Origin of the sequence: Ruminococcus hominis (genome assembly GCF_014287355.1) — a bacterium.
Classification (GTDB): domain Bacteria; phylum Bacillota; class Clostridia; order Lachnospirales; family Lachnospiraceae; genus Schaedlerella; species Schaedlerella hominis.
Genome location: NZ_JACOPE010000001.1, coordinates 601,837 through 621,211 on the forward strand (window position 1 = coordinate 601,837; position 19,375 = coordinate 621,211).

Genomic DNA, 19,375 nt, shown 5'->3' on the forward strand with positions numbered 1-19,375 from the left:
GTTATGAGGATTCGGGATTTACTTGCACCGGAAAGCATTTGTCTGAATGGAGCCGCAGCAGACAAAAAAGATGTACTAAATCAGATGGTCGATCTGATGGCAAAAAGCGGAAAGGTATCTGATAAGGAAAATTATCTGGCAGCTGTATTTGCAAGAGAAGAGGAAGGGACAACAGGAGTAGGAGACGGAATTGCAATTCCTCATGGAAGATGTACAGGAGTAAATAAGCCGGGACTTGCAGCTATGGTACTGCCACAAGGAGTTGAGTATGAGGCTCTGGATGATGAGCCGGTTAATCTGATCTTTCTTATTGCTGCACCGGAAGGGGCTGGAAATGTACACATCACAATTTTGAGCAAGTTGTCGATGATGCTGATGGATGACACATTTACAGAATCTCTTCGCAAAGCAAAATCAGTAGAAGAGTTTCTTAATATTATAGATGCAGCAGAGACAGAAAAGGATGATGCGGATGCTGCAAAGGAAAAAGCGGCAGCCCAGACGGATCTTGCAGCAGATAAAGAGAAAGACAATCAGAAATTAATTCTTGCGGTAACAGCATGTCCAACCGGAATTGCCCACACATATATGGCAGCTGAGAGCATTGAGAAGGCAGCAAAGAAAAAAGGATACCTTGTAAAAGTAGAGACAAGAGGATCCGGTGGAGCTAAAAATGTTTTGACAGAAGAAGAAATCGAAGCCGCAGACGGAATTATTGTAGCAGCAGATACAAATGTTCTGATGGATAGATTTGATGGAAAAGCATTGATTGAATGTCAGGTTTCACATGGAATCAACAAGGCTGATGAGTTAATCGATACAATTGTTTCAGGACAGGCAGAAATTTATAAGGCGGCTGCACCTGCAAAAAAATCAAACGCACAGTCAATGAGCGGCGGTGTGGGTCATACAATTTACAAACATTTGATGAATGGTGTATCTCATATGCTTCCATTCGTTGTAGGCGGAGGTATCCTGATCGCGATTGCGTTTTTGATTGATGGGTTATGTATAGACTTAAATGCTTTGAGTGCGGCAGAGAGAGCAAACTTTGGTACAATCACACCAATCGCAGCAACATTTAAAACAATTGGTGGCGTTGCATTTGGATTTATGCTACCAATCCTTGCAGGATTTATCGCAATGAGTATTGCTGACAGACCGGGACTTGTGGCAGGTTTTGTAGGCGGAGCAATCGCAGCAAACGGAACATCGGGATTTCTGGGAGCATTGGCAGCAGGTTTCCTTGCAGGATTTATTGTAAATCTGATTAAAAAAGTATGTGAAAAATTACCGGATTCACTGGAAGGTATCAAACCGGTATTACTCTACCCTGTATTTGGCGTACTATTGATGGGATTGAGTATGACATTTATTATTGAACCAATCGTTGGAGTTATTAACACTGGATTGAACAATGGTCTGGGAAGCTTAAGTGGAATGAATGCAGTTCTTCTTGGAGCAATCCTCGGAGGAATGATGTCAATCGATATGGGTGGCCCATTCAACAAGGCAGCTTATGTATTCGGTACAGCATCTATCGCAGCAGGAAACTATAACATTATGGCAGCAGTTATGGTAGGAGGAATGGTTGCACCATGTGCGATCGCTCTTGCAACACTCTTATTTAAAAATAAATTTACAGTGGAAGAACGTAAATCCGGACCTACAAACTTTGTTATGGGCCTGTCATTTATTACAGAAGGAGCAATTCCATTTGCTGCATCAGATCCGCTGCATGTACTTCCAGCTTGTATTGTCGGATCTGCACTTGCAGGAGCTTTGTCTATGGCATTTAACTGTACACTGATGGCACCTCATGGTGGAATCTTTGTATTCCCTGTTGTAGGTAATCCGATCATGTATGTGGTTGCACTTGTGGCAGGAACTATTGTAGGAGCAATTTTACTTGGTATATTGAAAAAAACAGTAGAAAATGAGTAGAATTGTAAAAATGTACAGAGTTTTCATAAAAATAAGCGTAATATAAGAAAAAATGAATGAAATTTTACCGGGGGTAAAATTAATGCTTGCCTTTTAAAAAGGTTTGAGTTATATTGAAAGCAGGAAATGAAACAGGGGCGTTCCAAGGATACTTGGAGTGCCTCTTTTTTTTCTGGACATAAATTATTTTGGGAAAAGGAGAAGAACAATGAGCACAGAATTAATTAATGTGGCTGACATTTTTGGAGAAAACGTATTTAACGATACGGTTATGCAGGAACGTTTACCAAAAAAGATTTATAAAAACTTAAAGAAAACAATTGAAGAGGGAAAAGAGCTGGATCTTGAGACAGCAGATGTCATTGCTCATGAGATGAAAGAATGGGCAATCGAAAAGGGAGCAACACATTACACACACTGGTTTTTACCATTGACAGGTGTTACAGCAGAGAAGCATGATTCATTTATTTCTGCTCCACTTCCAAGTGGAAAAGTATTGATGAGTTTTTCAGGAAAAGAACTGATCAAAGGTGAGCCGGATGCATCTTCATTCCCATCAGGCGGACTTCGTGCTACATTTGAGGCAAGAGGATATACAGCATGGGATTGTACTTCACCTGCATTTGTCAGACAGGATGCAGCGGGAGCTACACTTTGTATTCCTACAGCATTCTGTTCTTATACAGGAGAGGCTCTTGATCAGAAGACTCCACTTCTTAGATCAATGGAAGCTATCAATACACAGGCACTCAGACTTCTCCGTTTATTTGGAAATACAACATCAAAAAAGGTAACTCCATCTGTTGGTGTTGAACAGGAATATTTCCTGGTTGATGCAGAGAAATTTATGCAGAGAAAAGATTTAATTTATACAGGACGTACATTGTTTGGAGCTATGCCTCCAAAAGGACAGGAGTTGGACGATCACTATTTCGGAACAATCCGTCAGAGAATTGCATCTTTCATGAGAGATGTTAACATTGAGCTGTGGAAAGTCGGTGTATCTGCAAAGACACAGCACAATGAGGTTGCACCTGCACAGCACGAGCTTGCTCCGATTTATGCAGAAGCGAATATCGCAGTAGATCACAACCAGATCATCATGCAGACATTGAAGAGAGTTGCATGTCAGCATGGTATGAAGTGTCTGCTTCATGAGAAACCGTTTGCGGGAGTCAATGGTTCAGGTAAACATGATAACTGGTCTATCACGACAGATGATGGAATCAATATGTTAGAGCCAGGTAAGACACCTCACGAAAATACACAGTTTTTACTTGTACTTGCATGTATTTTAAAGGCAGTATACAAACATGCAGATTTGCTTCGTCAGTCAGCAGCTGATCCGGGAAATGACCACAGACTTGGAGCAAATGAGGCACCACCGGCAATTATCTCTGTATTCCTTGGAGAACAGCTTGAGGATGTAAGACAGCAGCTGATCAGCACAGGTACAGCTACACACAGTTTGAAAGGTGGAAAATTGGAAACTGGTGTTGCAACACTTCCAGATCTTTCTAAAGATGCAACAGACAGAAACAGAACATCACCATTTGCATTTACAGGAAATAAATTTGAATTCCGTATGGTTGGCTCTCGTGACTCTGTCGCAAATCCAAACATCGTACTGAACACAATCGTTGCAGAAGCATTTGCGGATGCTTGTGACGTTCTTGAGAAGGCAGATGACTTTGAACTTGCAGTACATGACCTGATCAAAGAATACATGGTCGAAAGTGATAAAGTTGTATTTAACGGAAATGGTTATTCTGATGAGTGGGTAGCAGAAGCAGAGAGACGTGGACTTCCAAATATTAAGTCTATGGTAGAGTCTATTCCTGCAATTACAACAGATAAAGCAGTTGCATTGTTCGAGAGATTTAGTGTGTTTACAAAAGCCGAGCTTGAATCACGTGCAGAGATTGAGTATGAAGCATATGCGAAAGCAGTCAATATCGAGGCTCGCACAATGATCGATATGGCAAGTAAACAGTTTATCCCGGCTGTTATGAAATATACAAAACAGCTTGCGGATACAGTGATCGCTGTAAAAGAAGCAGGAGTGGACGCAGAAGTTCAGGCAGAAGCACTTACAGAAGTTTCAGTACTTTTAAAAGAAACAAAAGAAGCACTTGCTACATTAAAGAAAGTAACAGAAGAAGCAGCAGAAAAAGAAGAAGGAGAAGTTCAGGCAACATACTATCATTCAGAAGTTGTTCCTGCAATGGAAGCACTTCGTGTGCCGGTTGACAAGCTGGAAATGATCGTGGACAAAGAAGCTTGGCCAATGCCTTCTTATGGAGATTTGATCTTCGAGGTTTAATACATAAAAAATATATAAGGTCAGAAGTTCTGATAACAAAGAGAAGCGGATTCCGAAATGGAGTTCGCTTTTTCTGTTGCATTATAAACTGACAAAACAACTAAGATTCTGTTATAATGATAAACAGTGACAATTAAACGGAGGAAATGGTATGGAAATGTATCAGGAATTATTAAAAGAGACGGAGAAAAATGGAAGTGCAGCACTGATAACTACATTGGGAGAGTCATTAGAAAAGAATGTGTTTCGAAAAGAAGAGGCATCTGAGATTATCCAAAATGCGGTCGAGGAAGCGAAAATGGAAGGGGAACCGCGTCTTGTAGAAGCCGGCGATAAAAAGTATTTTGTAGAATCATTTTGCCGTGAAGAGCGCCTGATTATTCTTGGAGGGGGACATGTAGGACTGGCATTGGCAGAGTTTGCTGCAAGAACCGGTTTTCAGGTATGTGTGGTGGACGACAGACCATCATTTGCAAACACAGTGCGTTTCCCGTGGGCAGCAGAAGTATTGTGTGAGGGATTTGCAAGTGCAATTGAAAAGCTTCAGATAAATGAATATGACTACATTACAATTCTTACAAGAGGACACAGACATGATGGGGACTGTCTGCGTGCATTGTATAAACAGAAAAAAAGTGCATATCTTGGTATGATTGGTTCCAGAAGACGAGTAAAACAGTTGAAAGGACAGCTTCACGAAGAAGAGAACATTTCACAGGAATGGTTAGATTTTATTCATTCCCCGATTGGATTGAGCATTGGAGCAGTCAGCCCGGAAGAAATTGCGATTGCAATTTTAGCAGAGATCATTCAGGTGAAGCGTACAGAACAAAGAACCGATAAGGTAATGTCGTCAGATGTGGATATGAGAGTGATGGAACGATTGGCTAACCCGGATGAAAAACGAAAAGAACAAGGGAAGGCCGTTGTGACAATTATTGAGACAAAAGGTTCTACACCGAGAAAATCAGGAGCAAAGATGATCGTATATGAAGATGGTACAATTGAAGGTACCATTGGAGGTGGATGTGCAGAAGCAGGTATATCACAGACAGCAAGACAGATTATTCAAAAAGGCGGTTATCTGATCCAGCATATAGATATGACAGGAGCAGTAGCGGAAGATGAAGGAATGGTTTGTGGCGGTGTTATGAAAGTGTTAATTGAGAAGGCATAAAAGACAGCAGTGACAGGATGGAGGAAGTTATAGAAGATGCAGTCAGCAGCAGAATTAAAACAATTATTAGACAGAATTGATCACAGAGGATATCCGGCATATAAAGATACAAAAGGACAATATCAGTTCCAAGGATATGTCTTTTCCATTGATCATGTGCAGGGAGACCCATTTGCATCCCCATCAAAGGTGAGTGTACAGGTGAAGGGGAGTACAGCAGGATTTCCGGAAGAATTATATAAAGGCAGACACCAGAGGGCAGCACTGCAAGATGAGATGACGCGTCAGTTTTATCGTGCAATTCAAAAGTATGCTTTTCGGGCAAAAGGCTCTGGGAAAAGCGGATTGATATCCGTGAGTAAATGTGGTCAGGAAGTGTTGGAACGTACTGCGTGTGAAATAAATCCAAAAAACGGAGATGTTAAGCTTCGTTTTGAAGTAGGATTCCCGGCAAATGGACGTACGATCAATGCACGAGAACTGGAAAAGATTGTATTTGGATTTCTTCCGGAGTGTGTGGAACAGAGTCTGTTTTATAAAAATTGTGATAAGAAACGTGTTCGTTCTATAATTGATCTTGCAGAGGATCAGCAATATATCAGAGACGAATTAGAAAAGAATGATTTGATTGCATTTGTGGCAAATGGAGCAATCCTTCCGAGAGAATCCGGTGTTTCGGATAAACCGATGAAGGGGGCGGTGAGATTTCAGTCGCCTAAGGAAATGGAAGTTACGATGAAATTGCCACACAAAGGAGAGATTTCCGGGATGGGAATCCGGCGAGGTATTACATTGATTGTCGGTGGTGGCTATCACGGAAAATCAACGTTGTTAAAAGCATTGGAACTGGGGGTGTATAACCATATAAAGGGGGACGGAAGAGAGTATGTGATCACGAAAGACGATGCAATGAAGATTCGGGCAGAAGATGGAAGAAGCATCAAAAAAACGGATATTTCGATGTTTATTAATGACCTTCCAAATGGAAAGGATACGAGAGGATTTTACACAGAAGATGCAAGCGGAAGTACGTCGCAGGCGGCAAATGTTATTGAAAGCATGGAAGCCGGGGCAAGTGTGATGCTGATTGATGAAGATACAAGCGCGACTAATTTCATGATTCGTGACGAATTGATGCAAAGAGTCATTCATCGGGATATGGAGCCGATCACTCCATTTATCGATCGAATTTTAGAACTGTATCAGGTATATGGCATTTCTACGGTGATAGTAGCAGGTAGTTCAGGTGCATATTTTCATATTGCGGATACAATCATCCAGATGGATCGTTATGAGCCAAAAGAGATTACAAAGCTGGCAAAAGAGACAGCGAAAGATTTTCCGGCGATGAGCGGGATGGAAAATCCGGCGGAAAAACCGGTTTTCATAAGATGTCCAAGACAAGGCAGAGGATTTAAACCGAATGACAGAATCAAAATGAAAACGATGGGAAAAGAGATGGTTCAACTTAATCGGGAGAACATTGATCTTAGATATGTGGAACAATTGGCAGATACCGAGCAGGTCAGTGCATTAGGATACTGTGTGAGATATGCGGAAAAGCATTTATTCCAGGGGAAAGATAGCATACAAAATGTAGTGGATAAACTGGAAGAAAAGATTTGCAGGGAAGGTCTTTCGAGTCTCTGTGAGAGTAATGCAAGTGTGGCAAATCTTGCAATGCCAAGAAGACAGGAAATATTTGCATGTCTGAATCGATATCGGGGGTTAAATCTATGAGATTTTTTCATTTATCTGATCTGCATATTGGAAAGCAGCTTCATTCATATAACCTGAGGCAGGATCAGGAGCATATTTTGCAGGAAGTAGTATCTTATGCAGAAAAAATAAGACCAGATGCAATTGTATTTGCCGGTGATATTTATGATAAATCGGTGCCATCTGCGGAAGCTGTGAGGATATTTGATGAGTTCCTCACAAAGCTTTCGAGTCTGGAACCTGCGATTCCGATTTTGATAATCGCAGGAAATCATGATTCTGCACAGAGGCTGAATTATGCCAGTCAGATATTGAAACGGCAGAACATTTATATAGCCGGAAATGTACCGGAAACAGAGGATGAATATTTAAAAAAACTGACTTTACAGGATGAAGAAGGCAAGGTGAATTTTTATTTTCTTCCGTTTTTGAAGCCGGGATATGTCAGAGGTGTGTTCGATGAAGAGATTCCGGAGAGTTATGAAGCGGCGGTAAGAAAAATACTGGAGCGGGAACATATTGATTGGAATGAGAGAAATGTATTGATATCCCATCAGTTCTATGCAGGAAGAGGACAGAAGATGGAGCGGTCAGAGTCTGAGACAGCATCAGTGGGCGGTCTGGATCTGATTGATAGCAGTTGCGTACAGAATTTTGATTATGTGGCACTGGGACATTTGCATGGGGCACAAAGAGCGGGAGCAGAGCATATCCGTTATTGTGGAACTTTGTTAAAATATTCGGTCAGTGAAGCGAATCAGAATAAAACACTGCACTTAATTTCACTTGGAAAAAAAGAAGATGCAGTACAGGTAGAAGAACTTCCATTACATCCGCTTCGGGATGTGCGAAAAGTAAGAGGAGAGCTCGAAGAAATCATTGCGGATGCGAAGCTTGAGAATAAAGATGATTATATCAGTGTGACATTGACAGATGAGGTGGATCCTTATAAACCAAAAGAGCAGCTAGAGAGAGTATATTCGCACATTTTAGAAGTACGTATGGATAATACAAGAACCCGAAAAAAACTAGAAGAGTTTGAAGAGGAAGCAGTGGTGTCAGACCCGCTGACTGTATTTGAAGAATTTTTTGAGGAAATGCAGGGAAGAGCGATGAATGAGGAAGAGAAGTCCCTTCTTGTAGAAGTATTAGAAGAAGCAGGAGAGTGAGAAAATGAGACCAGTCAAATTAATAATGTCAGCATTTGGTTCTTATGCAGGAGAGGAGATTGTTGATTTTTCAAAATTAAATACAGGACTTTTTCTCATTAGTGGGGATACCGGTTCGGGAAAGACAACCATATTTGATGCGATCACATATGCGCTCTACGATAAGACAAGCGGTGGAAAGCGTGAAGGAAATATGATGCGAAGCCAGTATGCTGAGGATGATGTGGAGACTTATGTGGAGTTTACATTTTCATATCGAGAGCAGATTTATACTATCCGAAGAAATCCAGAATATCAAAGACTTGGAAAACGGCGTCTGGCAGATGGCTCTCCACGTTACGTGAAAGAAACTTCAAAGGTAAGTCTGCTTATGCCGGATGGAAAAGAATTCAGAGGAAAGAAAAGGGAAATTGATGCAAAGATTGAAGAAATCATGGGATTGGATGCAAATCAGTTTATGCAGATTGCAATGATTGCGCAGGGAGATTTCTTAAAATTATTACATGCTGAATCAAAAGAACGAAAACTGATATTTTCAAAAATATTTCAGACAAATTTGTACTATCGGGTTGAGGAAAAACTAAAAGAGCGTGCAAAGCAGCTTTATATTCAGGTGGAGGAAACCAGAAAAGACATATTGAGAGAGATGGAGCGGGTAGAACTGCCGGACGAAATAGAAGACCGGGAAGAACTGGAAAAGAGATGGCTGCTCTTATCGAGTCTTGATATGCCTCCAATTGAGGAAGTGATGGATTGTCTGAGAGACATTGTGGAAATAGGCAAGAACTGGGAGAAAGAATCCGAGAAGCAGACCAATGCATTGCAGAAAAAAATCGAGACATTAAATCTTCAGATTCAAAGACAAGAGGAAATCAATGCATTGTTTCAGGCATTGGAGAAGGCACAGCAGGAGGAAGAAAAATTAAAGGAAAAAACGTCAGAGATTGTATTGCTTAAAGCCCGGATTACAGAGAGTAAATCTGCACAGAAGATTCTGGTGGAAGAACTGAAATTGCAGAAATTAAAGTCAGAATATGAGAAGGTTGAAAAGGCAGTAGGGGAATTAAAAGAATGGTTTGAAAATGTGATGCAAAAAGAATTAAAGTTGCAGGAAATTTATGAGAAATCACAGGAAATGTGGGAGAACAATAACGATTCACTGCAAGAACAGATTATTTGCCTATCTAATCTACTGCCGCATTATGAGAAAATCCGAAAACTGGAACAGGATAAAGAAAATGCAGTTGTGATTTTGAAAAAACATATGGAAAACAGCAGAACGGCATCTGAGAAATATGAAAATCTATATCAGCGATTTTTTGAAGAGCAGGCCGGAATTTTGGCAGGACAGCTAAAAGAGGGAAGAGCGTGTCCGGTGTGCGGCTCCATGACACATCCACACCCTGCAAGGATTAACCAGGATGCGCCGAATCAGCAGCAGGTAGAGAGCGCAAAGAAGGAGCGTGATGCTGCAGAAAAAAAACGTTCACAGGCGACAGAAGGTTTTCAGCAAATTCAGGGAGAATTAAAATCAGAATATGCACAGCTCGAGGAAGTTCTGGAGATGCAAAAGAAGGATGCAGAAGAAAGATGGGATGAAGAGCGTGTCCGGGAAAAACTAAAGGTCTTAAAACAAGAGCGTAATATTTTGCAATCGGACTATGAAAAAGCACAGAAAAATATGCAAAAGTTCAATGAGGAAAAAACGCATAAGAAAGGTCTGTTAGAGAGTAGGGAAGAGCAGCGCTTTGAGCTTGCGCAGAGTGTATCTGAACAAACAAAAGTGTGGGAGCAGGTATTTAAGGCAGAAAAATTCCAGAGCATAGAACGCTATGAACAGGCAAAGACCGGAATTTCAAAGATAGAAAAGCAGGAGGCGGAAATTCAGAAATATGAACAGGAGTGTGTTCGCGTTCAGACAACGATTCAGAATTTGAAAGAGCAGACGGCGTCAAAACAGCGGATAGATGTGAAAGAAGAACAGGAAACAGCAGCGAAATATCAGACCGAGTGGAAGGAATGGAAAGCAAAGCATCTGGCAAGACATAGTGTGCAGAATAAAAATAAAGAGGCACAAAAGAAATTGAAGAGCTATGCAGAAAAATCCGGCATACTTCAAAAGCGGTATGAGATGGTTGGCAACTTAAGCAGGACTGCAAATGGAAATCTGGCAGGAAGTGCAAAATTAGACTTCGAAACATATGTGCAGCGGAAATATTTCAAACAGATTATTGCAGCGGCAAACAGAAGGCTTGTAAAAATGACTTCCAATGAATTTATTTTACAGTGTCGGGAAGTGAAAAACTTAAGCAGCAGAGGAGAGGCCGGTCTGGATTTGGATGTGTACCATATGGTAAGTGCAACTACAAGAGATGTAAAGACATTGTCAGGAGGAGAGTCCTTTATGGCAGCACTTGCAATGGCATTGGGACTTTCTGATATAATCCAAAATACAGTGGGAGCAGTACAGCTTGAGACGATGTTTGTAGATGAAGGGTTTGGTTCATTAGATGATGAAGCAAGAGAACGTGCAGTACAGATACTCAAAGAGCTGGCGGGAGAAAAAACTCTTGTGGGAATCATTTCCCATGTAAATGAACTGAAAGAAGAAGTAGACTGGCAGCTACAAGTAAGAAAGACCGAAAAAGGCAGCCAGGCAAGATGGAATTTTTAATAGGTGTCAACGGGGAATGCCAACGGGGAGGAGAGTGTGAAACTTTTTCTGTAAAATAGTATTTAGAAGGTTCTTCTATGAGGGGAGTGCCAATCGGGGACGGAGTTTAGTGGCTTTTTTTGCTCGCAAAAAAAGCCACTAAACTCCGTCCCCGATTGGCACTCCCCTCCCCGTTGGCACTCCCGTCCCCTCTTCACTTTCAAAACATCCTCACACTTCTAACACAGAACGTTCACAAAAATCTGTTACCTTTGTATCAGTTTGATAGATTAGGGAGGTAAAGCGTTGATAGAGGTAAAAGATTTAGTGAAAAAATACGGAAGTCATCTGGCTGTGGACCATCTGAGTTTTACATTGGAATCAGGTAAGATTTATGGTTTTCTGGGGCCAAATGGTGCCGGGAAATCTACAACAATGAATATCATGACAGGATATCTGGGTGCAACACAGGGAAGTGTTCTGATTGACGGGCATGACATTTTGAAGGAGCCGGAAGAGGCGAAGAAACATATCGGGTATCTGCCGGAGCTTCCACCATTATATATGGATATGACAGTACAAGAGTATTTGGAATTTGCGGCAGAGTTAAAGAAATTGCCAAAAGAGAAAAGAGAATCCGATATCAGTGAAGTAATGAAATTGACAAGACTTCAGGATGTTTCAGATCGTCTGATCAAGAATCTTTCAAAAGGATATAAACAGAGAGTTGGGCTGGCACAGGCTATTTTAGGGTTTCCGGAGATTATTATTTTGGATGAGCCTACAGTTGGGCTGGATCCAAAACAGATTATAGAAATTCGTGAGCTGATCAGAACACTCTCAGAGAAGCATACTGTTATTTTAAGTTCACATATTCTTGCAGAGGTAAGAGAGGTATGTGATTATATTCTGATTATTTCAAAAGGGAAATTAGTTGCAAGCGATACACCGGAGAATCTGGAACTGTTAAGAAACGGAGCGTCCAGCCTGGAGTTAGAGGTGAAAGCTGCACCGGAGACTGCTCGGGCAATTTTGTCAACAATTGATGACATTGATGCGATGGAAATGCATAGTGAAAATGAAAATCTTACGAGAGTAAAGCTTGAGACAAAAAATGGGGCAGATATCCGTGAAGCAGTATTTTATGCATTTGCAGAAGAAAAGTGCCCATTGTTGGAAATGAAGACTGCAAAGGCAAGTCTGGAAGACATCTTTATGGAACTGACACAGAAGGAGGAATCGAACGATGCTGGCAATTTATAAAAGAGAATTCAAGTCCTATTTCCAGTCTATGGTGGGATGTGTTTTTGTTGCATTTCTCGTTGCATTTACGGGAATCTATTTTACCGCATATAATTTGAACGCAGGATATCCGTATTTTTCTTATACATTGTCTGGCTCGCTGATCGTATTTATTGTAGGGATTCCGCTTATCACGATGAGAAGCTTTGCGGAGGAAAGAAAAAACAAAACAGATCAGTTGTTGTTAACGGCACCGGTGAGTCTTACAAAGATTGTGTTAGGAAAATATTTGGCAATGATTTCAGTTGTCGCAATCCCAAATCTTATCTTTTGTCTCTTTCCGCTATTGATCAAGATGAATGGAACAGCATACTTAAAGACAGATTATATTTCAATCGGAGTCTTTTTCCTTCTGGGATGTGTTTATGTAGCGATAGGGATGTTTATGTCAGCATTGACAGAGAGCCAGATGATTGCATTTATCACAACATTCGGACTTTTATTGATATTATATCTGTGGAACGGAATCATCGGATTTCTCCCATCCTCTGCGATTGGTTCGCTGATCGGCTTGATTGTTGTTTTCACGCTCATAATTGCTTATGTTTATCATATGACAGAAAACTGGATGCTTAGTGCGGTTTTAGAAGCGCTCGGTATTGTAGCGAGTGTTGCTACATACATTGTGAAATCCAGTTTATTTGAAAACCTGTTAACAAAAATACTCGGAAAGCTTGCATTGGCAGACGTATTTACGGATATTACGAATAATCATATTGTTGATATTACAGGAATTGTACTGTATTTGTCTGTAATTGCGATATTTATTGTTCTGACGATACAGGCAATCCAGAAGAGACGTTGGAGTTAGGAGGTTCGGGCTGTGGAAAAGATTAAGAAATTATTTCAGACAACAGGAACGAAACAAGGCTCATTTAGCATAGGAGTAACGGCAATTGTAATAGCGATTGTAGTAGTTACGAACATGATTATAGGCCAGTTACCTGAAAAATATCGAAATATTGATGTGAGCAGCACAAAAATATATGAAATCAGTGATACAAGTAAAGATTTGCTGAAAGAACTGGATCACAAAGTAACATTGACAGTACTGGCTGTGAAGGATGAGACAGATGATCGTATTACAACATTTTTAAGTAAGTATGCAGGACTTTCAAAAAATGTTTCTGTAAAATGGATTGACCCGGTGCTGCATCCGTCTGCATTGACAGAGAATAATGCAGAAAAAGATACAATTGTTGTAAAATGTGAAGACACAGGAAAAAGTACGACAGTAGCATTTAGTGACATCATCGTGCAGGATATGTCATCCTATTATTATACAGGAAGTGCATCGGAGTCAGAGTTTGATGGAGAAGGTCAGCTGACAAGTGCAATCAATTATGTGACAAGTGATGCCAGCCAGACGGTTTATAGAACATCTGGGCATGGAGAGTCTACATTTTCAACAACAATATCAGATTTAATGAAGAAGAACAATTATAATGTAGAGGAATTGAATTTGGTTATGAATACAGAAATCCCGGATGACTGTGACCTTCTTATGATGTATGCACCGACAAATGATCTGTCACAGGAAGAGGCGGACGTCTTGAAGAATTATCTGAAGTCAGGCGGTAAAGTGATGCTGATTCTTGGAGATACAACTTCAGAGCAATTGCCGAATTTAATGGGTATTTTATCTGATTACGGAATGAAAGAAGCTGATGGATATATCGCAGATCCAAAGCGTTGCTATCAGGGAAATGCATATTATCTCTTCCCACAATTATCTGTGTCCGGGGACTTGGCAAATGGAATTTCATCTCAGATGGTTCTTCTTGCAAATACACACGGTCTGGAATTGAGTGACCCTGCAAGAGATACGATTTCAGTAAATGCATTTATGTCTACAACAAATAATGCATATGCGGTGACGGAGGATGCGCAGACAGAAGGCAGTTATACACTTGGAGTTGTCGCGACAGAGAGTATCAGTAAGGATGATGGAGATGATACCAAGGACGAAAATAGTACAGATGACAGTGAGACACGAAAGAGCCGTCTGACAGTGATTTCTTCAGCAAGTATGATTGATTCTCAGATTACAGATGCATTTACGACATTAGAAAATACAACATTATTTATGAATGCAGTGACAGCAAACTTTGATGGTGTCAAAAATATTTCCATTGAGCCAAAAAGTCTTTCCGTAGAATATAATACAGTGCAGCATTCAGGTCTTTTGAGTCTGCTGGTAATCTTCGGGGTTCCAATCGTACTTTTGATTGGTGGATTTTCAGTATGGTATCGCAGAAGAAAAGCGTAATTACAAATTAAAATCTGAATAGAAAGAAAGGCGTGCCGTATGGATAAAAAGAAAAAGCAGATGTGCATACTTTGTGGCGTGTTACTTCTCTTGCTGATAGTATATTTTGGAATTCAGACAATGATAAAGCATCAGGAGAAGAAAACAAAGGAAGAAAAAGAAGCATCGACAATTTATATAACAGATGTAGAAGATGTGTCTCTGATTAATTACGATGTCGGAGAAGGGACGCAAACATTTGAAAAACAGGATGGAAACTGGGTCTATGTAAAAGACCCGGATTTCCCGTTAGACGAGAGCTATCCAGAACAGATTGTAGAAACCTTTGGAAAGTTGAAAGCAGAACGTGAGTTGGAAGACGGAGATGAGCTTGCAGATTATGGTCTGGATGACCCGGCTTATCGGATTCAATTGACAGATGAAAATGGAGATAAGACATCGGTTTATTTTGGAAATGATTCCGGGGATGATTCATATTATGTAACGGTGGATGATACAAAGAAGGTCTATACAGTAAACAGCGAGGTACTCCAGGATTTACAGCATAGTCTGGAAGATATGGCGAAGTTAGATGAATACCCGACGATTGGAAGCGGTAATCTTAAGAAAGAAGTCATTACACAGAACGGACAGACAACCACATATGATTCGGAAAATGATGATGATACCGAGAACATCGCAGCGGTAGCAGGAGGACTCGGAGTAGTGAGTCTGGATAAAGTTGCGGATTATTCCGTGGAAGACGAGCATTTGTCAGAGTATGGGCTGGATGAAAAATCCAGAATTACAGTAGAAGCAACCTATTCAGAAGAGAAAAAAGAAAAGGTGCTGACTCTTTATATTGGAAAAGAGGATGGCAGTGGAAACCGTTATGTGATGATCAACGATTCAAAGATTGTATATTTGATTTCAACAGAAATATGTAACAACATTTTGAATGTAGAGGATTAAGAAACATTTTCAGTGTGTTAAAAAGCAGCGTGGCAAATGTTTTAAGAAACATTTTAGAAATAATTTATTGACTTTCAGTTAAAAAGAGAGGAAAATGTCCTTCTATAGGAAAGCGAGGTTGAAATCAATGAGAGATAAAATGATGCGGTTTTTGCAGGGAAGATATGGAGTGGATGCATTGTCAAAATGCTTACTGGGAATTGGATTGATAGCCGTGATACTGGCAGGATTTTTTGGAGGAAAGGCTGCAGGAAATATATTGTATATCCTTGGCTGGGCTGCAATCATTTATTGCTATTTTCGTATATTTTCAAAAAACATAACAAAACGTTATGCGGAGAATCAAAAATATCTCGCAAAGACATATAAGCTTCGTAGTTTTTTCTACAAGCAGAAAGAACTGATGAAACAGAGAAAAGTTTATCATATTTATAAATGTCCGAGTTGTAAGCAGAAAATCCGTATTCCGAGAGGGAAAGGAAAGATTGAGGTGCGTTGCCCGAAGTGTGGAACGACATTTATAAAGAAAAGCTGATGTATAAGTGAATTATGAGAACATTGGAAAACGGTGCCAAAGATTATTGGTGCCGTTTTCTAAAATTATGATATAATGAGCGAAAAAGAAAAGGAAGCGACGCCGCAGGCGGCATTTACTTTTCTTGAGCCATTAGTGAGCGAACAGTCTGCGAAGCAGACGGTAGAGCGTGTAAGCGCGGGTTCGTGATATAATAAATTACAAATGCGGTAGAAACGGAGAAAAGAGATGATAGATCCATATCAGATACTTGGGGTGTCGCAAGATGCGTCAGAAGATGAGATAAAAAAAGCATATCGTTCGTTGAGCAGAAAGTATCATCCGGATGCGAATATTAACAATCCAAATAAAGAAGAAGCAGAAGCTAAATTCAAGGAAGTGCAGCAGGCATATCAGAAGATTATGGATGAGCGTGCAAGAGGATATTCTGGAGGTGGCACATACGGGAATGGAAGTCCGTTTGGCAATACATATGGGGATCCGTTTGGCGGCATGTATGGCAATCCATTTGGCGGTGCATATCAGGGCAATCAAGGTGGAGCAGGTGCTTCGGGAGAGTCAGAGACAGACATGCATCTTCGTGCAGCGGCAAACTATATTCAAAGCGGACATTTTGCAGAAGCATTGAATGTATTAGATGGAATTAAAGAAAGAAGAGCATTGTGGTATTTTTACAGTGCGTCGGCAAATTCCGGAGTTGGAAATAATGTGACCGCACTCGAACATGCACAAAAAGCGGTAGAATTGGAACCGAATAACCTGCAGTACCAGATGCTGTTGCAGCGTCTCCAAGGTGGCGGAGGCTGGTATCAGCAGAGACAGGGAATGTATGGATATCCTGTCGGTACAGGAGATGCCTGTATGAAGGCTTGCATAGCAACGGCATTGTGTAATCTGTGTTGCGGTGGAGGGTGCTGTTATGTGCCAATTTCTCCGGGCGGAGGTTACGGTGGAAGATTTATGTAACTAATAGGGACGGAGTTTAGAGCCAGTTGGCTTTCTATTTGTATATTTTGCCAAAGAATCTATAGATACTAAATGTGGATTTGTAAGACTTTTTTTGAAGAAAGTATTTACAAACCACATAAAACAATATATAATACAAACATAAACCACATAAAACGATATTGCAAAACAGAATAAACCACATAAAACAACAAATAGCGTGGCTGCATAAATATAAGGAGGAACAGGTACTATGAAAATTTTAGATTCAAAATTCGTACAGGACTTTATTAAAATGGCAAATGATGGTTATCTTCAGGGATGGCATGAGAGAAATGGTGGAAACTTAAGCTATCGTTTGAAACCGGAAGAGGTTGAGATGATCAGACCTCGTTTGAATGCACCGGGAGAATGGACAGCTATCGGAACAGAAGTACCTGGATTGGCAGGAGAATTCTTCCTTGTGACAGGAAGTGGTAAATACTTCAGAAACATTATTGTAGACCCGGAAGTGTGTCTTGCAATCATCGAATTGGATGAGGCAGGAGTTAATTACAGAATTCGTTGGGGATTGGTAGAAGGTGGAAGACCTACAAGCGAGCTCCCGACTCATCTGATGAATCATGAAGTAAAGAAAAAACTGACAAATGGAAGACATCGTGTTATTTACCATGCACATACAACAAATACAATTGCACTGACATTTGTTCTTCCATTGGATGATCAAGTATTTACAAGAGAACTTTGGGAGTCAGCAACAGAGTGTCCGGTTGTATTTCCGGACGGAGTAGGTGTAGTAGGCTGGATGGTTCCGGGAGGAAGAGAGATTGCAGTTAAGACAGCAGAACTGATGAAAAAATACGATGTAGTTATATGGGCTCATCATGGTATGTTCTGCTCAGGAGAAGATTTTGACCTAACATTTGGTTTGCTTCACACAGTAGAAAAATCTGCTGAGATTCTTGTTAAGATTCTTTCTATGTCACCCAAGAAACTTCAGACAATCACACCGGATAACTTCCGCTCATTGGCTAAAGATTTCAAGGTAAGCCTTCCAGAAGAATTTTTATATGAGAAAAAGAAATAATTGATCCAAACAGGGACGGAGTTTTCTGGCTTTTTTCGTAGAAAAAAAGCCAGAAAACTCCGTCCCTATGTGGTATAATAAAATATCAAAACATCTTGGAGGAATAAATGAAAACAAAGAGGTTGGATCAATTACAATTTTTAAGATTTATTGCATTTGGATTTATATTCCTTTTTCACGCATTTGGAACTAATCTGGAACCATACTTATATACAACGAATGCAGCCTATGCAATGGTAAGCTTCTTCTTTATATTATCAGGATTTGGTTCGGGATATTCGTCAGCAGACAGAAGAGAGAAACCGACAGTGAAAGCAGTTTGCTATCATTTGTGGAAAAAAATAAAGAAGATTTATCCATTATTGTTTGTAACAACTATTTACTTTGTATTACAGTCCGACTTGCCACAGGCAATCAATACAGGAAATTTGGAATTGTTGAAAGAAAACGGATGGAATTTAATGAAATGCCTTCTTATGATTCAATCTTGGGGAAATCCGTTTCTTTTTTATAATGGTGTTACATGGTTTATATCTACAATTTTATTTTTGTATCTCTTTGATCTGCCGGTAAGATATTATTTAGATAAGGCTCATGAAAAGAAAAATGAGAAGACAATACTTATATCATTGAGTGTGGTTTTAGCAATTGCAATTTTCGCGATAGCAACCTTAGCAAAAAACAGAGCAGATATCGGATATTGCCTCTATGCATTTCCACCATCACGAGTATTAGAATATTTGCTGGGAATGTGCATGGGAAGATGCTTGTATCGAATAAATAGTGAGAGGAAGTCAGATGGAAATATTGTTGTGTTTACGATATTAGAAGGCATTGCATTACTTTTATGGGTGGTATTATTTACACTTCCAATCCCGGTTAATTCATATAGCATGCAGACATATTGGCTTATACCAAATGTTTTTGTATTAATCATTATGGCAATTGGAATGGGAGGATTCTCGAAGCTGTTTAGCATGAAACTGCTGAAGGGTGCAGGAGATATAAGTATGGAATGCTATTTGCTGCATCAACCAGTATTGATGACATATATGGCATTCGTTCAGATGGAAAATACAGTAAAAGGGACGTTATTTTATATCATATTTAATCTAGGATTTATAATGCTTTTAGCATCGATGATTCATAAAAAGCAGTGAAGCAGATAGAGTGAACCAGATAGGGACGGGGATTAATGGCTCTTTTGCGAGCAAAAGAGCCATTAATCCCCGTCCCTATCTGGTTCATGATATTATGAAAATAAAAAACGGAATTTATAGAGAAAAGCACATGTCAAAGAA

General features: G+C 40.1%; 14 protein-coding genes. All 14 read left to right on the forward strand.

Annotation, left to right across the window (positions count from 1 at the left end):
- The first annotated feature begins 3 nt into the window (after window positions 1-3).
- Window positions 4-1,944 (forward strand): PTS fructose transporter subunit IIABC, encoded by a 1,941-nt coding sequence (locus H8S40_RS02645; RefSeq protein WP_186864481.1) that lies wholly within the window; start codon window positions 4-6, stop codon window positions 1,942-1,944.
- 208 nt (window positions 1,945-2,152) lie between these two features.
- Window positions 2,153-4,267 (forward strand): glutamine synthetase III family protein, encoded by a 2,115-nt coding sequence (locus H8S40_RS02650; RefSeq protein ID WP_186864482.1) that lies wholly within the window; start codon window positions 2,153-2,155, stop codon window positions 4,265-4,267.
- A gap of 151 nt (window positions 4,268-4,418) precedes the next feature.
- Window positions 4,419-5,444 carry an XdhC family protein gene (locus tag H8S40_RS02655; protein ID WP_186864483.1) on the forward strand — a complete coding sequence of 342 codons (1,026 nt, stop codon included), beginning with the start codon at window positions 4,419-4,421 and terminating at the stop codon, window positions 5,442-5,444.
- Window positions 5,445-5,480: 36 nt separating this feature from the next.
- Window positions 5,481-7,184 carry an ABC-ATPase domain-containing protein gene (locus H8S40_RS02660; protein WP_186864484.1) on the forward strand — a complete coding sequence of 568 codons (1,704 nt, stop codon included), beginning with the start codon at window positions 5,481-5,483 and terminating at the stop codon, window positions 7,182-7,184.
- A complete protein-coding gene (locus H8S40_RS02665; RefSeq protein ID WP_118724763.1) occupies window positions 7,181-8,332 on the forward strand; it encodes an exonuclease SbcCD subunit D in 1,152 nt (383 codons plus the stop codon). The genes H8S40_RS02660 and H8S40_RS02665 overlap by 4 nt, the downstream gene beginning before the upstream one ends.
- Before the next feature lie 4 nt (window positions 8,333-8,336).
- On the forward strand, window positions 8,337-11,006 hold the full coding sequence (locus H8S40_RS02670) for an AAA family ATPase (RefSeq protein ID WP_186864485.1): 2,670 nt from the start codon (window positions 8,337-8,339) through the stop codon (window positions 11,004-11,006).
- A 285-nt stretch (window positions 11,007-11,291) separates the two neighbouring features.
- Entirely contained in the window at window positions 11,292-12,248 is a 957-nt protein-coding gene (locus H8S40_RS02675; RefSeq protein WP_186864486.1) for an ABC transporter ATP-binding protein, read from the forward strand.
- Complete coding sequence (locus H8S40_RS02680; RefSeq protein ID WP_186864487.1) at window positions 12,232-13,098, forward strand: ABC transporter permease subunit; 867 nt, start codon at window positions 12,232-12,234, stop codon at window positions 13,096-13,098. Before H8S40_RS02675 ends, H8S40_RS02680 begins: the two co-directional genes overlap by 17 nt.
- 12 nt (window positions 13,099-13,110) lie before the next feature.
- Complete coding sequence (locus H8S40_RS02685) at window positions 13,111-14,556, forward strand: Gldg family protein (protein WP_186864488.1); 1,446 nt, start codon at window positions 13,111-13,113, stop codon at window positions 14,554-14,556.
- A 39-nt stretch (window positions 14,557-14,595) separates the two neighbouring features.
- The gene (locus tag H8S40_RS02690) at window positions 14,596-15,507 is read left to right on the forward strand and encodes a DUF4340 domain-containing protein (protein WP_186864489.1); all 912 of its coding nucleotides are present in this window, start codon (window positions 14,596-14,598) and stop codon (window positions 15,505-15,507) included.
- Between the two features lie 127 nt (window positions 15,508-15,634).
- The gene (locus tag H8S40_RS02695) at window positions 15,635-16,042 is read left to right on the forward strand and encodes a zinc ribbon domain-containing protein (RefSeq protein ID WP_022075090.1); all 408 of its coding nucleotides are present in this window, start codon (window positions 15,635-15,637) and stop codon (window positions 16,040-16,042) included.
- Between the two features lie 228 nt (window positions 16,043-16,270).
- Window positions 16,271-17,008, forward strand: a complete 738-nt coding sequence (locus H8S40_RS02700; RefSeq protein ID WP_186864490.1) for a DnaJ domain-containing protein — start codon at window positions 16,271-16,273, stop codon at window positions 17,006-17,008.
- 232 nt (window positions 17,009-17,240) lie between these two features.
- Window positions 17,241-18,074 (forward strand): rhamnulose-1-phosphate aldolase, encoded by an 834-nt coding sequence (gene rhaD, locus H8S40_RS02705; RefSeq protein ID WP_186864491.1) that lies wholly within the window; start codon window positions 17,241-17,243, stop codon window positions 18,072-18,074.
- Window positions 18,075-18,181: 107 nt separating this feature from the next.
- Window positions 18,182-19,234, forward strand: coding sequence for an acyltransferase family protein (locus H8S40_RS02710; RefSeq protein ID WP_186864492.1), 1,053 nt, complete (start codon window positions 18,182-18,184; stop codon window positions 19,232-19,234).
- The last annotated feature ends 141 nt before the right edge of the window (window positions 19,235-19,375 follow it).

Bases quoted from the DNA above. Each gene is read 5' to 3' on its own strand.
- H8S40_RS02670 (WP_186864485.1), top strand. From the start codon at position 8,337: ATGAGACCAGTCAAATTAATAATGTCAGCATTTGGTTCTTATGCAGGA.
- H8S40_RS02710 (WP_186864492.1), top strand. From the start codon at position 18,182: ATGAAAACAAAGAGGTTGGATCAATTACAATTTTTAAGATTTATTGCA.
- H8S40_RS02665 (WP_118724763.1), top strand. From the start codon at position 7,181: ATGAGATTTTTTCATTTATCTGATCTGCATATTGGAAAGCAGCTTCAT.
- H8S40_RS02655 (WP_186864483.1), top strand. From the start codon at position 4,419: ATGGAAATGTATCAGGAATTATTAAAAGAGACGGAGAAAAATGGAAGT.
- H8S40_RS02680 (WP_186864487.1), top strand. From the start codon at position 12,232: ATGCTGGCAATTTATAAAAGAGAATTCAAGTCCTATTTCCAGTCTATG.
- H8S40_RS02700 (WP_186864490.1), top strand. From the start codon at position 16,271: ATGATAGATCCATATCAGATACTTGGGGTGTCGCAAGATGCGTCAGAA.
- H8S40_RS02695 (WP_022075090.1), top strand. From the start codon at position 15,635: ATGAGAGATAAAATGATGCGGTTTTTGCAGGGAAGATATGGAGTGGAT.
- H8S40_RS02650 (WP_186864482.1), top strand. From the start codon at position 2,153: ATGAGCACAGAATTAATTAATGTGGCTGACATTTTTGGAGAAAACGTA.
- H8S40_RS02660 (WP_186864484.1), top strand. From the start codon at position 5,481: ATGCAGTCAGCAGCAGAATTAAAACAATTATTAGACAGAATTGATCAC.
- H8S40_RS02690 (WP_186864489.1), top strand. From the start codon at position 14,596: ATGGATAAAAAGAAAAAGCAGATGTGCATACTTTGTGGCGTGTTACTT.
- rhaD (WP_186864491.1), top strand. From the start codon at position 17,241: ATGAAAATTTTAGATTCAAAATTCGTACAGGACTTTATTAAAATGGCA.
- H8S40_RS02645 (WP_186864481.1), top strand. From the start codon at position 4: ATGAGGATTCGGGATTTACTTGCACCGGAAAGCATTTGTCTGAATGGA.